The sequence below is a fragment of the Paraburkholderia phymatum genome (genome assembly GCF_040965635.1).
Classification (GTDB): Bacteria; Pseudomonadota; Gammaproteobacteria; order Burkholderiales; family Burkholderiaceae; genus Paraburkholderia; species Paraburkholderia phymatum_B.
Genome location: NZ_JBFRCH010000008.1, coordinates 134336 through 148982 on the forward strand (window position 1 = coordinate 134336; position 14647 = coordinate 148982).

The 14647-nt window shown below is 63.3% G+C and carries 15 protein-coding genes; 7 read left to right on the top strand and 8 right to left on the bottom strand.

The window, feature by feature from the left end:
• Positions 1–52 precede the first annotated feature (52 nt).
• Both AB4Y32_RS17500 and AB4Y32_RS17505 read right to left on the bottom strand, forming a co-directional pair.
• Positions 53–361: an Hpt domain-containing protein gene (locus tag AB4Y32_RS17500; protein ID WP_368722543.1), complete on the bottom strand. Its 309-nt coding sequence runs from the start codon at positions 359–361 to the stop codon at positions 53–55.
• Between the two features lie 30 nt (positions 362–391).
• Positions 392–1021 carry a response regulator gene (locus AB4Y32_RS17505; RefSeq protein ID WP_368722544.1) on the bottom strand — a complete coding sequence of 210 codons (630 nt, stop codon included), beginning with the start codon at positions 1019–1021 and terminating at the stop codon, positions 392–394.
• 163 nt (positions 1022–1184) lie between these two features.
• On the opposite strand from AB4Y32_RS17505, the gene AB4Y32_RS17510 reads away from it, so the two are divergent.
• Both AB4Y32_RS17510 and AB4Y32_RS17515 read left to right on the top strand, forming a co-directional pair.
• Entirely contained in the window at positions 1185–1793 is a 609-nt protein-coding gene (locus AB4Y32_RS17510; protein WP_368722545.1) for a response regulator, read from the top strand.
• A gap of 13 nt (positions 1794–1806) precedes the next feature.
• Positions 1807–3969: a response regulator gene (locus AB4Y32_RS17515; protein WP_368722546.1), complete on the top strand. Its 2163-nt coding sequence runs from the start codon at positions 1807–1809 to the stop codon at positions 3967–3969.
• Between the two features lie 293 nt (positions 3970–4262).
• Here the strand turns inward: AB4Y32_RS17515 and AB4Y32_RS17520 are convergent, their stop codons facing one another.
• Positions 4263–4634, bottom strand: a complete 372-nt coding sequence (locus AB4Y32_RS17520) for an Hpt domain-containing protein (protein ID WP_368722547.1) — start codon at positions 4632–4634, stop codon at positions 4263–4265.
• On the bottom strand, positions 4631–5272 hold the full coding sequence (locus tag AB4Y32_RS17525) for a response regulator (protein ID WP_368722548.1): 642 nt from the start codon (positions 5270–5272) through the stop codon (positions 4631–4633). Before AB4Y32_RS17525 ends, AB4Y32_RS17520 begins: the two co-directional genes overlap by 4 nt.
• A gap of 315 nt (positions 5273–5587) precedes the next feature.
• On the opposite strand from AB4Y32_RS17525, the gene AB4Y32_RS17530 reads away from it, so the two are divergent.
• From AB4Y32_RS17530 to AB4Y32_RS17550, 5 genes are read left to right on the top strand one after another with little or no spacing between them, the layout of a single operon-like run.
• On the top strand, positions 5588–6319 hold the full coding sequence (locus AB4Y32_RS17530; RefSeq protein WP_368722549.1) for a TetR/AcrR family transcriptional regulator: 732 nt from the start codon (positions 5588–5590) through the stop codon (positions 6317–6319).
• 23 nt (positions 6320–6342) lie between these two features.
• Positions 6343–7299 carry an HlyD family secretion protein gene (locus tag AB4Y32_RS17535; RefSeq protein WP_439899804.1) on the top strand — a complete coding sequence of 319 codons (957 nt, stop codon included), beginning with the start codon at positions 6343–6345 and terminating at the stop codon, positions 7297–7299.
• Entirely contained in the window at positions 7296–8249 is a 954-nt protein-coding gene (locus AB4Y32_RS17540; protein WP_368722551.1) for an ABC transporter ATP-binding protein, read from the top strand. The genes AB4Y32_RS17535 and AB4Y32_RS17540 overlap by 4 nt, the downstream gene beginning before the upstream one ends.
• Positions 8246–9382: an ABC transporter permease gene (locus tag AB4Y32_RS17545; protein WP_368722552.1), complete on the top strand. Its 1137-nt coding sequence runs from the start codon at positions 8246–8248 to the stop codon at positions 9380–9382. Before AB4Y32_RS17540 ends, AB4Y32_RS17545 begins: the two co-directional genes overlap by 4 nt.
• Positions 9383–9394: 12 nt before the next feature.
• Positions 9395–10849 (top strand): efflux transporter outer membrane subunit, encoded by a 1455-nt coding sequence (locus tag AB4Y32_RS17550; protein WP_368722553.1) that lies wholly within the window; start codon positions 9395–9397, stop codon positions 10847–10849.
• A 49-nt stretch (positions 10850–10898) separates the two neighbouring features.
• On the opposite strand, the gene AB4Y32_RS17555 is transcribed toward AB4Y32_RS17550, so the two are convergent.
• The 4 genes from AB4Y32_RS17555 to AB4Y32_RS17570 form a co-directional block, all read right to left on the bottom strand.
• The gene (locus AB4Y32_RS17555; protein ID WP_368722554.1) at positions 10899–11150 is read right to left on the bottom strand and encodes a GlsB/YeaQ/YmgE family stress response membrane protein; all 252 of its coding nucleotides are present in this window, start codon (positions 11148–11150) and stop codon (positions 10899–10901) included.
• A 188-nt stretch (positions 11151–11338) separates the two neighbouring features.
• The gene (locus AB4Y32_RS17560) at positions 11339–12178 is read right to left on the bottom strand and encodes an ABC transporter permease (protein ID WP_368722555.1); all 840 of its coding nucleotides are present in this window, start codon (positions 12176–12178) and stop codon (positions 11339–11341) included.
• Between the two features lie 16 nt (positions 12179–12194).
• On the bottom strand, positions 12195–13457 hold the full coding sequence (locus AB4Y32_RS17565) for an ABC transporter permease (protein ID WP_368722634.1): 1263 nt from the start codon (positions 13455–13457) through the stop codon (positions 12195–12197).
• A gap of 92 nt (positions 13458–13549) precedes the next feature.
• A complete protein-coding gene (locus tag AB4Y32_RS17570) occupies positions 13550–14608 on the bottom strand; it encodes an ABC transporter substrate-binding protein (RefSeq protein ID WP_342931766.1) in 1059 nt (352 codons plus the stop codon).
• Positions 14609–14647: the final 39 nt, after the last annotated feature.

A 14647-nucleotide genomic window follows, 5' to 3' on the forward strand; every position in this document is an offset into this window, starting at 1 on the left:
TGCGGCCCGCATGGGCCACGCCTGTCATGCGGGACGCACGCGCGCGGCTTGCTCACGACGAATCGCGCGTGTGCATCGCCTCGCGGAATACGCGCTCAATCTCTTCGAGCAGCAGTTGGGCATGCTTCATATCCCCCGATTGCGCGGCTGCTTCCAGCGACGCGCACAGCGCGATCGCCCGCTTGTCGTCCGTGAGCCGCGCCGATCCCTTCAAGCGGTGCGCGACATAGCCTATGCGCAATGCATCGTCCTTAGCAAGCGCATCGGCGGCATCGCGCAAATCGGCGTACACGCTGGTTGTCAGGATCACGAGCAAATCGGCGGGGCCCTCGTCGAAGACGTCGGACCAACGGCGCGTCATCGCATGGACCCGGAGCAAAGGCGAGGTGCGCTACGCCGTGAGTCCATTAGCCTTTGCATATTCGAGCAGGTCGACGACGGTGTGCAATTCGAGCTTTTGCATCAGACGCGCCTTATATGTGCTCACGGTCTTAGGACTGAGATTGAGTGACTCTGCGATTTCAACGTTGCTCTGGCCGCGTACCAGACGATGCAATACGGAGGTTTCTCGCCGCGACAGTGCGACGCCCACCGACTCGGCGACCTCCGATGCAAAGCAGGTGTAGCCCATCATCACCAGCCGCATGCTGGCGAGCAGCTCTTCAGGATCGCGCAGCTTGCTCACGAACCCATGCGCGCCGGCCTTGCGGACGTGCGCTGCATTGAGACGTTCGTCGACGGACGAAAAGACGAGGATACGCATATCAGGACGGGCTTCGCGCAAGCGAGCGATCAGGTCGAAGCCTTCGCCGTCGGGCAGCCGCAGATCGACGACGGCGAGCGCAGGCGCCGCAGCCGCGGCGACGGCCAGCGCTTCCGCCATCGTGCCGGCTTCCGCGACTGCGTCGAAGTCGCCTGCTTCATCGAGCACATGACGCAGCGCGCGCCGCATCGCCGGATGATCGTCGACAATCAGTGTCCGAATACACTTCTGATTCTGACGGAATTCGATTGGATTCAAGATAAGAATGTCGGATCTGTCCTACTGAAGATGCTGAGTGTTCTCTACGCTTAATCAGTAATCCATAGTTTATCGCTTTGCTAGAATCGTACATTATTTCCCTGCAGTGATTCCGTCGACGACAGCATGTTTTCGGTTCGCGATGGCAAAAAATGGACCAGAAATGAAAAGAATCGTCATCGTAGACGACCATCCGATGATTCGTGGCGCGATAGAAAGTGTGTTCCGTTCAGATCCGGAAATGCAAATCGTCGGAGAGTCCGGCGATGGTGAAGAAGGTTTGAGAATGGTCTTATCGATGAATCCGGATCTCGTCGTACTCGATCTCGATTTGCCGAGTCTCGACGGGTTGTCGATGATTCGCCGGATTCGCGCCCAGGACGACAAGATGCGCATCCTGGTGCTGTCCGCCAAGCCGGATCACGTGATGGCCGGTCACACGCAACAGGCGGGAGCGAACGGCTACATCAGCAAAGGCCGCGAAATGGCGGAAATGTTGACGGCCGCGCGCACCGTGTTGCTCGGCTTCGACTGTTTCCCGGCGCACGCGCAGCATGCGAGCCGGAACAGCGGCCTCGAAGTGCTGTCGCCGCGCGAGATGGAAGTGCTGCAGTATCTCGCGCGCGGCGTGAGCAACAAGGAGATCGCGAGCCGGCTGTTTCTCAGCGACAAGACGGTGAGCACATACAAGACGCGTCTGTGCGAAAAGCTGGGGCTGTCGTCGCTGGCTGCGCTGATCGAGTTCGCGTCGCTGAACAAGCTGATCGACTGACACGGTTGCGAGCATGACACTCCGCCGCGCGACAGACGCTCTCTCGTTCTCCATGCGCACGGTCGGCGGTTCGTCGCTCGCGTGCGCGCTGGCGCTGTTTGGGTCGCTCGCGGCGTACTGCGGGCCGCTCGCGGGCGCGTCGGCGGCTGCAACGCTGCTGCTGGCGCGCGCGCTGCACGTCATCGCCAGGAAAGGCGAGGCGCACCGCACGCTCTTGCTGGCCAACGAAAAGCTGAGCGCGTCGCTGCGCGTCACGCGGCAAGGCAACGAAGCGCTCGAGGCCGAAATCGCCCGCGCAGCCGACGAAGCCGCGCAGGCAGCCCGCGCCACTGCGCTCACCGAACACGCCCGGACATTGGCGCGCATGCGGCGCGCGATCGTGCCGCCCATACGGGCGTTGAACGATGTCTCGACTCTCGCCGACATAGCCGGCGTACCGTTCGCCGCGCGCCAGGCGATCAACGCATCGCGTGTCTACCGCTGCGCGGCGCGGACGCTCGTACAGGTCGCTCACGATGCGCTCGACATGCTCCCGCCGCACGAGCGCAATATCGTCCTCGATGAAGACGCCGTCGAACTGCGCGAACTGTTCGACGCGACCGCGCTGCTTCTCGCGCCCGTCGCGGCGGCCAAGCGGATGCGGATCCAAATGTGCATCGATCGTTCCGTCGCGGCGTGCGTGCTGGCCGACGAAGCACGCCTTGGGCAGATCCTGTTCGGCCTGCTCGCCTACGCGATCGAAGAAGCCGACGCAGGCACGCTCACGGTGGCCGCGCGCGCCGAATCGCTGAATGCGGGTGCGCAACGCATCGTGATCGGCATCAACGGCCCGGCGGGCGCAACGTCAACAACGCCGGCAACGTCCGCGGCGCGCGACGCGCGCAACGGGCGCTCCGGCGCGCATCCGGCCGTGGCCGAATCGGCGGGCTTCCGCGAGCATCCCGATCTCGCGATATGCCGCGAGATCGCGCGAAGAATGGGCGGCGACATCACCGTTTTGCTGGGCGGCAGTGTCGGCGTGTGCGTCGCGATCCATGCGCCGTTCACGATCGAGCGCCACGACTGGCCCGTGCTTGAGCACGAGCGCCGCTGGGCCACCGTCGACCTCGACACTTACGAGGACCGGCAGGCGCTGTGCGAGTTGCTGAAGAAGCTGGGCGTCACGGCGCTGCCTTCCGACGCGAAGCCGCCCGTGCGCATCGACTATCACTTTCCCGGCGCGTCGCGGCCGCCGTCGCCTCATGGCGCGAAGCGCACGATCGTGATGACGCGCGATGCGCTGCCGGGCGGCATCCGGGAGACAGACGGCGGCGTCGAACTGTCGCTCAGCCCGTTGTCGTGGACGGCGCTCAGGCGAGTCTGCGATACGCGCGACGAAACACTGCCCGTCCGCGCCTTACCGATACGCGCACAAGTCCGCCCGTCTTCCGGACAGGCAACCATCCTCGTCACCGACGACAACGAAGTGAACCGCAAAGTGCTCGCGCGTCAACTCGACGTGCTCGGCTATCGTTGCATCGCGGCCTGTTCGGGCGAGGAGGCACTCGATGTGCTGGGCCGCGAGCACATCGATCTTCTGATCACCGACCTGCAGATGCCCGGCATGGACGGCGTCGAGCTCGCGCGCCACGTCCGCGCGATGTTCAGTATTTGCAGCGCGCCGCTGCCGATCATCTTGTTGTCCGCGAATCCCGACATGAAAGCGACGAACGGCAGCGACCGGGCGATGTTCGGAGCGATTCTCGTCAAGACGGCGAGCCTGAGCACGATCGACGCCTGCCTCAAGCGCCTGCTTCCAGGGAGCGGGCAAGATCGCGCGGCAACGCCGGCGCGGCGTCTCGAAGCGTATGACTTCACTGCGCTCGATTCGCTCGCCGAACAGGGCGTGGATGTCGACAGCTTGCTGCGCGACTGGCGCAAGTCGATGGACGACGATCTGGCCCGACTCGAACAGTGCCGCGCGTCGGGCGAAGCGCAAGGCATCCGCAGCGCGTTGCACAAGCTTGCCGGGGCGGTCGGCATAGTCGGCAGCCGAGGCATGATGAATGCGTTGCAGCGGGCAAGCGCCGCGCAGCAGCCTGTCGATGGCGGATTGCTCGATGGGCTCGTCGCTCAAATGAGAGCGCTGATGATCGAACTCGACTGTTCCCGCGCGCGCTGGACATTCAGGCCATAAGCAGCGGCCACGACGGGCGACGCAACGTGCGCTGCAAAACAACAAAAACGACAAGATGACAAAAGGCCCGCAGAATGCGGGCCTGAAATTCCGCGAATCACGGTGGAGACGATCAGAGAACCGTGTGCGGTCAGCGCGGCTGGTTCGTGCAACCTCGGGGAAAGCTGCGCAGCCGCGCCTTATGACCAGTATAGAGCGCGATTTTGTCTGTGCAGGAGAAAATGCCAGCCTTTGCGCTAACAAGTATTTATTGCCGCATGCAGGATGATAGGCACAAGGCGTCCATTCGCCTGTCACGTCGGCGAGGTCAGCAAGCCGTTGAGCTGTTCGTTCAGTTGATCGACCGCTTCCGCCACGAATGGAAGCAGCGCGACGATCGTCAGCGCATCGCGCTCGAACGCCGCGCGCTCCAGACGCCGCGCCAGCGAGATTTCGCGGCTGCATTGCAGCATGCCCAGCGAACCGGCGAGGCGATGGGCGGCACGGCCCAGGTCGTCCCATGCTTCGCTATGGCGTGCCGCCATCATGAACACAAGCGTTGCGCGATTCGTCTCAATCAGCGCGCACGTCACGTCGCGCGCAACGGCGTGATCGCCTAGCGCGAGGGCATCGATTCGCGCGCGCAGCGTGCAGTCGAATGCGGTGCACATGGGAAGCGGCGTCATTGCTGCGCGGCCGTGATGCCACAACGCCGCGCGAAATCGACCAGCTCGACGAGGGTCTCGACGCCCACTTTGTTCATCAGCCGGGTTTTGTGACTGCTGACCGTCTTGTTGCTGATGAAGAGCGCGTCGCCGATCGACTTGTTGGACATGCCTTTGGCCAGCATCTGCAAGATCACGAGTTCCTTGTCGGACAGCATGTCGAGCTTGTCGGCTTCCGCGACGGCGGGAGCGGACCCAGGACCGTTCGCGCAAGACACGACGGGAAACACGCTATAGCCCGACAACACCGCCTCCACGCTGCGCATGATTTCCTTCACGTCCTGAGACTTGCTGACGAAACCCTGCGCGCCTGCCCGCATCGCGCGGGTAACGAAAGTAGCCGCGTCGTGGCTCGACAGAATCAGCACGCGCATGCCGGGATGTGCGGCTTTCAGACGGGAAAGAACATCGAGGCCATTTATTCGCGGAATATCCAGATCGAGAATAGTGAGATCCGGGGCGAATTGCCGCGCCATTTCCATTGCAGCCTGACCGTTGTCCGCTTCAAATACTTCCTGCGTACCGAGCAATTGCAATAGATGAGTCTTGATAACAAGGCGAAATGCAGGATGATCGTCCACGATTAATATAGAAGCCAACTCCTGTTCTCCAGATATCTCTTTGATCGCGCGTTCGTCAATTTCGCGGACTCCTTACAAATTTCCGCACGCCTCTTTACACGAAGATTCTAATTCATTATTGACGCATCCAGTCTGCGGAATATTCTGCATTCTTCATTGCGAATTCAATTCAAATGTTATCTAGAGTGCCGATAAATACCTCGCGCATAAAAAAGTAAATCAGCCAGGCAAAATCTGGCTCTAGCGAACAGGCACGCCCGCGCGAGGCAAGCGCGTCGCACTTCAGGTAAACCCGCTTGAATTTAACTAACTCGTCAATTAAGCTTGCGTCTCATGAACCCGAAGCGTCCACCGGCCAAACCGCGCGGCCGGCGCCCCGTCGTCGAGAACTTCGACGTGCGCGAGCATCTGCTCGACACGGCCACGCGCCTTTTCTCCGAGCGAGGCATCGCGGCGACCACCGTCGCGCAGATCGCCACGAGCGCGGGCGTCACGTCCGCGCTCGTGCACTACTACTTCACGAACCGCGAAACGCTGCTCGATGCGATCGTCGAAGAGCGGCTCGCGCCGTCCATCAGCTTCGTATGGAGCGCCGCAGGCGACGATTCGAATGCCGATCCATTCGCGATGGTCGACGATCTCGTCGCGCGTCTTTTCGACGTCACGCGCGGCATGCCGTGGCTGCCGCCGCTGTGGCTGCGCGAGGTCATCAACGAAGGCGGCATGCTGCGCGAGCGCATGCTCACGCGCATACCGTTCGACAACATCAAGCGCTTCGGCGCGCGCATCATGCAGGCGCAACAGGCGGGCGAAGTGAATGCCGCGCTCGATCCGCTGCTGATGTTCAACTCGATCCTTGCGCTCGTGATGCTGCCGCAAGCGGCCGCGAAGGTGTGGCAAAGCATTCGAGGCTTCCCCGCGATCGAGCGCGAGACGTTGCAGCGGCACGTGACGGCGCTGCTGCTGGGCGGCATGCGTCCGCCCACAACCGCTGACGACAAAGCCCCCAATGTCCGTACTGCGCGCAAGACCACGCGGCGCGCCACCACGAGGTCCAGGTCATGACGCCGTCCTGTTCATCCGCGAGAATGCTGCGGCTATTCGTCGTGTTCATCGCGTTCGTTGCATACAGCGCGCTCGGCGCATGCTCGCATCGCAACGACAACACATGGCAAGGCTACGTCGAAGGCGAATTCGTGTATCTCGGCTCGTCGCAATCGGGCAAGCTGACGCAACTCGATGTCGCTCGCGGCGACGAGATCGCGGCGAACGCGCCCGCATTCGCGCTCGAATCCGTCGATGAAGCGGCCGCGCTGCAACAGGCGCAGCAACAGCTCGCAGCAGCCCGCGCACAGCTCGCGGACATCCAGACGGGAAAGCGCCCGCCCGAGATCGACGTGACGAAAGCGCAGCTTGCGCAGGCCATTGCGAATGCGCGCAAGGCGACGCTGCAACTGACGCGCGACGAAGCGCAGTATCGCGTGGGCGGCATTCCGAAGGGACAGCTCGACGATTCGCGCGCCGCCGCCGATGCCGCCAACGCCCAGGTGCGCGAGCTCACGCATGAGGTCGATGTCGCGCGTCTGCCCGGCCGCTCGCAGCAACTGGCCGCGCAGGCGGCGCAGGTCGACGCGGCGCAGGCAGCCGTCGCGCAGGCGCAATGGAAGCTCGACCAGAAGCGCGTGAACGCGCCCGCGAAAGGCCGTGTGTACGACACGCTGTATCGCGTCGGCGAATGGGTGCAGGCGGGCAGCCCCGTCGTCCAGATGCTGCCGCCGCAGAACGTGAAGGTGCGCTTCTTCGTGCCGGAGATGCTGGTCGGCTCGCTCCAGCCCGGCCGCGCGCTGACCATTCATTGCGACGGCTGCGCGTCGGACGTGAACGCGAAGATCACCTATGTATCGAGTTCGTCCGAATACACGCCGCCCGTCATCTACAGCAACGAGAGCCGCGGGAAACTCGTGTTCATGATCGAAGCGCGCCCTTCCGTCGACGATGCGCCGCGCCTGCATCCCGGCCAACCCGTTTCGGTGAGCTTGCGATGAACACGCAGAACGGAACGCTCGCCATCGACGTGCACAAGCTGAACAAGCACTTCGGCGACCGTCACGTCGTCAACGACGTGACGCTGCAGGTCGCGCGCGGCGAGATCTTCGGCTTTCTCGGACCGAACGGCAGCGGCAAGACGACGTCGATCCGCCTGATGTGCGGACTGCTCACGCCGGACTCCGGCAGCGGCACGTGCCTCGGCTACGACATCGTGCGCGAGAGCGCGCAGATCAAGCGCAATGTCGGCTACATGACGCAGCGCTTCTCGTACTGGGACGACATGACGATTCGCGAGAACCTCGATTTCGTCGCGCGCATCTATCAGATGAAGAACCGCAAGGAGAAAGTCGATCGCGCGCTCGAAACGCTCGGGCTGCAAACGCGCGCGGGCCAGATGACGGGCGCGCTGTCGGGCGGCTGGAAACAGCGGCTCGCGCTGGCCGCGTGCATGTTGCACGAGCCGAGGCTGCTGCTGCTCGACGAGCCGACGGCGGGTGTCGATCCCACCGCGCGCCGCGACTTCTGGGAAGAACTGCACCGTCTCGCGGCGCAAGGCATATCGGTGCTGGTGAGCACGCACTACATGGACGAAGCGGAACGCTGCCACAAGCTCGCGTATATCGCGTACGGCAAGCTGCTCGCGCAAGGCAGCGCGCAACAGGTGATCGATTCACAGGCGCTCGCCACGTGGGCGATTCATGGCGAGCGTCTGACCGAGCTATCGGAACGGTTGCGCAACACGCAGGGCGTCGATCAGACCGTCGTGTTCGGCTCCGCGCTGCACGCGAGCGGCCACGATCACGCGGCGCTCGAAAAGGCCATCCGGCAGACGACGTCCGGCATGTCCGTGCGTATCGAGCCGATCGACACGGGGCTCGAAGACGTGTTCATCTACATGATGAGCCGCTCGACCGACAACTACGCGCAGGCAGGCAAGCCATCGTGAACCGCTTCTTTTCCGTCACGCGCTGGTGGGGCATCGTGCTGAAGGAATTCATCCAGTTGCGGCGCGACCGCATCACGTTCGGCATGATCGTCGGCTTGCCGATTCTTCAGCTCGCGCTGTTCGGCTTCGCGATCAACACCGACCCGAAGCATCTGCGCACGGCCGTCATCATCAGCGACGACAGCCCGTTCTCGCGCAGCTTCGTCGCGGCGATGCAGAACTCCGACTACTTCAATATCGTCGAAACGCTGCCCAACGATGCAGCCGGGCGCCACGCGCTCGCGCAAGGCAATGTGCAGTTCGTCGTGTCGATACCCGTCGACTTCTCGCGGCGGCTCTTGCGCGGCGAACGGCCCGCGCTGCTGGTCGAAGCCGACGCCACCGATCCGACGGCAACGCAAGCGCCCCTCGCCGCGCTGCCCGGTCTCGTGCAATCGGTCGCGGACAAGGACATCACGGGACCGCTCGCGCATCTGAACGGCGCGCCCGCGGCGTTCGACGTACAGGTCCACAGGCTGTACAACCCCGAAGGCATCACGCAATACAACGTCGTGCCGGGCCTGATGGGCACCATCCTCACGCTGACGATGGTCATGATGACGGGCCTCGCGATGACGCGCGAACGCGAGCGCGGCACGATGGAAAATCTGCTCGCGACGCCTGTTCTTCCCCTCGAAGTGATTGCGGGCAAGCTGGTGCCGTACATCGCGATCGGACTCGTGCAATCGTCGATCATTCTCGCGGCGGCGCGCTACGTCTTTCACGTGCCGTTCGTCGGCAGCCTGATCGCGCTCTACGTGGCCGCGCTGCTTTTCATCGCGGCGAACCTGACGGTCGGCATCACGCTGTCGTCGATTGCGCAGAACCAGTTGCAGGCGATGCAGCTCACCGTCTTCTACTTTCTGCCAAGCCTGCTGCTGTCGGGCTTCATGTTTCCGTTCGCGGGCATGCCCGTGTGGGCGCAATGGATCGGTAATCTGCTGCCCCTCACGTACTTCAATCGTCTCGTGCGCGGCATTCTTCTGAAGGGCAACGGCTGGGTGGACCTGTGGCCTTCCGTATGGCCCGTCGCGATCTTCACGGTCATCGTGCTGGCGATTGCGGTGCGCTTCTACCGGCGCACGCTCGACTAGGAGGACTCGATCATGAAACGCTGCGTCCTCATCGTTACGCTGCTGCTGTGCGGTTGCGCCGTCGGCCCGGACTTCCATGCGCCGTCCGCGCCCGATGCGCAGACCTATACGCGCGAAACGCTGCCTGCTTCGACGCAGGCCGCAGGCGCGACGCAAACGTTCGTCGCCGCCGATCATGCGTTGCCGGCGTGGTGGACGCAATTTCATTCCGACGCGCTGAACCGTCTCGTCGATATGGCGCTACAGCAAAGCCCGACGCTCGACGAAGCGCGCGCGAAGCTCGTCGAAGCGCGCGAAAACTATGTCGCGCAAGCGGGCGCGACGCAGTTTCCAGCAATCGACGCGAAGCTTTCTGGCGCGCGTCAGAAGGTCGACCCCGCTGCGTTCGGTATCACGAACGTGCCGAATCCCGGGCCGTTCACGCTGTTCAATGCGTCGGTGAGCGTGTCGTATGTGCTCGACGTTTTCGGCGGCAACCGGCGCGCGCTCGAAGCGCTGCTCGCGCAGGCCGACTATCAGACGTATGAACTCGACGCCGCGCGTCTGACGCTCGCGGGCAATGTCGTATCGGCGGCGATCCGGCGCGCGTCGCTGCAACAGCAACTCGCGCTGACGGAGCAACTCGCCGATTCACAGGCGCAACAGCTGAAGATTATCGAAGGACGCTATGCGGCGGGCGGCGTCGCGGAGCTTGACGTGCGCACGCAACGCACGCTGCTCGCGCAGACGCGCGCACAGCTCGCGCCGCTCGCGACGCAACGCGCGCAGGCCGATCATCAACTGGCGATTCTGCTCGGCGTGGCGCCGTCGAACGCGGACTTCGACGACGTCACGCTCGATGCGCTGCATTTGCCCGATACCGTGCCCATCACACTGCCGTCGACGCTCGCACGCGAACGCCCCGACATCCGCGCATCGGAAGCACTGCTGCATCAGGCGAGTGCGAACGTCGGCGTCGCGACGGCGAATCTTTATCCGCAATTCGTGGTGTCGGCGGGTGCGGGTTCGGAGCGCACGCGCATCGAGGATATCGTCAACGGCATGAACATCTGGAACATCGGCCTGAATCTGACGCAGCCGATCTTTCACGGCGGCGAACTGCATGCGAAGAAGCGCGCGGCGCAGGCCGCTTACGATGCGGCATTCGCATCGTACCGGCAGATCGTGCTGCTGGCGCTGCAACAGGTCGCCGATACCCTGCATGCGTTAAACGACGATGCGCGTGAACTGCAGGCGCGCGACGAAGCCGCATCGGAAGCACAAGCAAGTGTGAAGATCGCGCAGGCGCGGTATGCGGCGGGAGGTGTCAGCCAGTTCGGCCTGATCGATACGCAACGCCAGGCGTTGCAGACGGCGATCGACCGGACAAAGGCACAGGGCGATCGTCTTGCGGATACGGCTGCGCTGTTTCAGGCGTTGGGTGGCATGACGCCCGTTGGACCTGTTGACCAGGCGGCGAGGCCGTGACTGACGCAGCAACCGCGGTCTCGCACGCCGCCCACGCCACGCCGTAACGTCACCGACGCTTGACGAGGCGAATGACGAACAGCAGGATGACCGCGCCGACAAAAGCCGTGGCGATCGAGCCGATCCATCCGTTGCCCAGCGAGACATGCAGCACGCCCGACAGCCAGCCGCCGATAAACGCACCCGCAATCCCGACGACGATATCGATCAGCACGCCGAAGCCGCCGCCATCCACGAGCACACTGGCGAGCCAGCCCGCCACGCAGCCGATGATCAACCACGCGATGATTCCGTGTTCCATAGTTTTCCCAGGTTTGTACTGCAATTGTTGGAGCGGGTTCACGACGATGCTGTAACCCCGCTTTCGTTGACGCCACTCATGGGGTCAGCGTGGGTTGTACAACAGCGTTCAACCTGGGTTGTGAACGTTTGTTAAAGCGTGGTGCGTCGTGCGCGCGCAGCGGCACGCAACCCGCGAGCAAGCAGGCCCTAAACCGCCACCGCCCGCGCCGCATTCCTGCCGCGCAGCCATTCGAGCGCCAGCAGCAGGCAAGTGGAAAACACAATGAGGATCGTCGCGAGCGCGGCGATCGTCGGGCTGATGTTCTCGCGAATGCCCGTGAACATCTGACGCGGCAGCGTCGTCTGATCCGCGCCCGCGAGGAACAGCGTGACGACCACTTCGTCGAACGACGTCGCGAACGCGAACAGCGCGCCCGAAATCACGCCGGGCGCAATGACGGGCAACGTGATGTTGAAGAAGGTCTTCACGGGGTTCGCGCCGAGCGACAGGCTCGCGCGCACGAGGTTGTAGTTGAAGCCCTGCAACGTCGCGGCCACCGTCGTCACGACGAACGGCACGCCCAGCGAAGCATGCGCCATGATCAGCCCGATATACGTATTGGCCAGCCCCAGCGGCGCAAAGAACAGGTACATGCCGACGCCGACCACCACCACGGGCACGATCATCGGCGAGATCAGCACCGCCATCAGCAGCGCCTTGCCCTTGAAGTTCGCCTTCGTGAGCCCGATCGCCGCGAGCGTGCCGAGCACGGTCGCGAGCACCGTCGCGGACGGCGCGACGATAAAGCTGTTCTTCGCCGCCATCCGCCATTCGTCGGAAGCGATCAGGTTCTGATACCAGCGCAGCGACCAGCCCGGAATCGGATAGACGAGGAACGTGCTCGACGAAAACGACAGCGGCACGATCGCGAGCACGGGCAGGATCAGATACAGCAGCGTCAGCACGGCAAGTCCGCGCAGCGTGAAGTACCACACGCGCTCGATCATCGACGTGTGCGGCGCGAACATCGGTTTGGCCAGTTTCATCGCGTGCTCCTTGTCGTCAGCCGAGGCTCACTTGAGAACGCGTGAAGCGTCCGTAGATCACATACAGCACGAGCGTCGCCGCGAGCAGCAGACCGCCGAGCGCGCACGCCATACCCCAGTTGATCGTCACGTTCGTGAAGTACGCGACGTAGTAGCTGACCATCTGGTCGTTCGGTCCGCCGAGCAGTGCCGGCGTGATGTAGTAGCCGATCGCGAGGATGAACACGAGCAGCGCGCCCGCGCCGACGCCCGGATACGTTTGCGGCACGTACACGCGCCAGAACGCCGCGAACGGATGCGAGCCGAGCGAGATCGCCGCGCGCTGATAGCTCGGCGGAATCGACTTCATCACGCTGTAGAGCGGCAGGATCATGAACGGCAAGAGGATATGCGTCATCGAGATGTAGACGCCGACGCGGTTGAACAGGAGCGCCAAAGGATCGTGTATCAGCCCCGCGCCGAGCAGCGCCTTGTTGACGAGCCCTTCGCTTTGCAGAATCACGATCCACGCGGCGACGCGCACGAGAATCGATGTCCAGAACGGGATCAGCACGAGGATCATCACGAGATTCGCGCGCCGTTCATTGAGCGTCGAGATCCAGTACGCAAGCGGATAGCCGAGCAGCAACGCGAACACGGTCACGGCAAAGCCGATCACGAACGTGCGGCTGAATACGGCGAGATAGATCTGTTGCTCGGGATCGGTGGGAATGATGTGGCCGAACGCGTCCTGCTTGTGATCGAGCGCAGCGAGCAGATAGAACGGCGAATACGTGCCGCCGTTCTTCGCGATCGCCTGCCAGTACTTCACGTCGCCCCAGCGCTCGTCCGTTTCGAGAATCTTCGCTTTCATCTGAGCGGGCGGCAGCGCGTGGCCCGCATCGTCGTTCAGCGGCATCGCGCGCGCCGTCTTCGCGACGAGCGAACGATAACCGGGGATTTCCGTGTTCAGACGGCGCGCCAGCGCACCCATTGCTTCGCCGTCGGCGATGGCCGTCAGATCGGTGGCGAGCGCGGCATACGCCGCGTCGGTGGGCGCGGACTTGCGGTCCCAGTCGCGCAACACCGTCACGGTATGCGGCAGCGCCGTCGCGATCTCCGGGTTCTGCACGGCGCGCGTGAGCAGCGCGCCGATCGGCACGACAAAGATCATCAGCAGAAAAATCGCGAGCGGCGCGATCAGCAGCAGCGCCATCGCGCGCTTCTTCGCTTCCGCGGCCTTCAGTTCGCGCTTGAGTTTGTTCGCCGACTCGGGTGCCGAGTCGGCGGCGATCGTCATCGTCGTCACACGTTTCTCCATGTCTGACGTCACTTCAGTACCGCGGCGATGCGGCCTTTTTCAACAGAAGCCGCATCGCATTCACCCGATGCTTACTTCGACGCCCACGACGCGAAGCGCTGCTCCAGTTCGTCGCCGTGATCGGTCCAGAACGTGAGGTTTTGCAGCACCGCGTTCTTGCCGTTGGTCGGCGAGTTCGGCAGATTCGAGAGCGTCTTCGCGTCGAGCGACTTGATGGCCGATTCGTTCACCGGGCCGTACGCGATGTGCTTCGCGTATTCCTGCTGCGGCTTCGACGAGATCGTGTACGCGATGTACTTCTCGGCGAGCGCCTTGTTCGGCGTGCCCTTCGGCATCGCCCAGTAGTCGAGGTCGTAGATGCTGCCGTTCCACACGACCTTCAGGTTCTTGCCTTCCTTCTGCGCGGCGTCGATGCGGCCGTTATAGGCCGTCGACATCACGACGTCGCCCGCCACGAGGAATTGCGGCGGCTGCGCGCCCGCTTCCCACCACTGGATGTTCGGCTTCAGTTCGTCGAGCTTCTTGAACGCGCGGTCCTGGCCTTCCTTCGTCCCGAGCACCTTGTAGACGTCCTTCGGCGCGACGCCGTCGGCCATCAGCGCGAACTCGAGGTTGTAGCGCGCGCCCTTGCGCATGCCGCGCTTGCCCGGGAATTTCTTCGTGTCCCAGAAGTCGGCCCAGCTTGCCGGCGCCGTCTTCAGCTTGTCGGCGTTGTATGCCATCGCCGTCGACCACACGAAGATGCCGACACCGCACGTCTGCGGTGCCTCGGGAATCAGATCGGACTTCTTGCCGAGCTTCGACCAGTCGAGCTTTTCATACAGGCCTTCGTCGCAGCCGCGGCCCAGATCGCCCGATTCGACTTCGACGACGTCCCAGTTCACGTGCTTTGCCTCGACCATCGCCTTCACCTTGGCCTGCTCGCCGTTGTACTCGACGGCCGTCACCTTCGCGCCGTTTTGCGCTTCGAACGGCTGATTGAAGGCCGCCTTCTGCGCGTCGCCATTCGCGCCGCCGAAGTTCACGACCGTCAGTTCCGCCGCGTTCGCCTGATTCATCGCCGCCGCGCCGAGTGCGAGGACGAATGCGCCGACAGCCACGGCACAGCGCGATTGCACGATCTTCTTCATGGTGGTTCCTCTTCCGTGTGTGATGGTGTGATGAGTGTT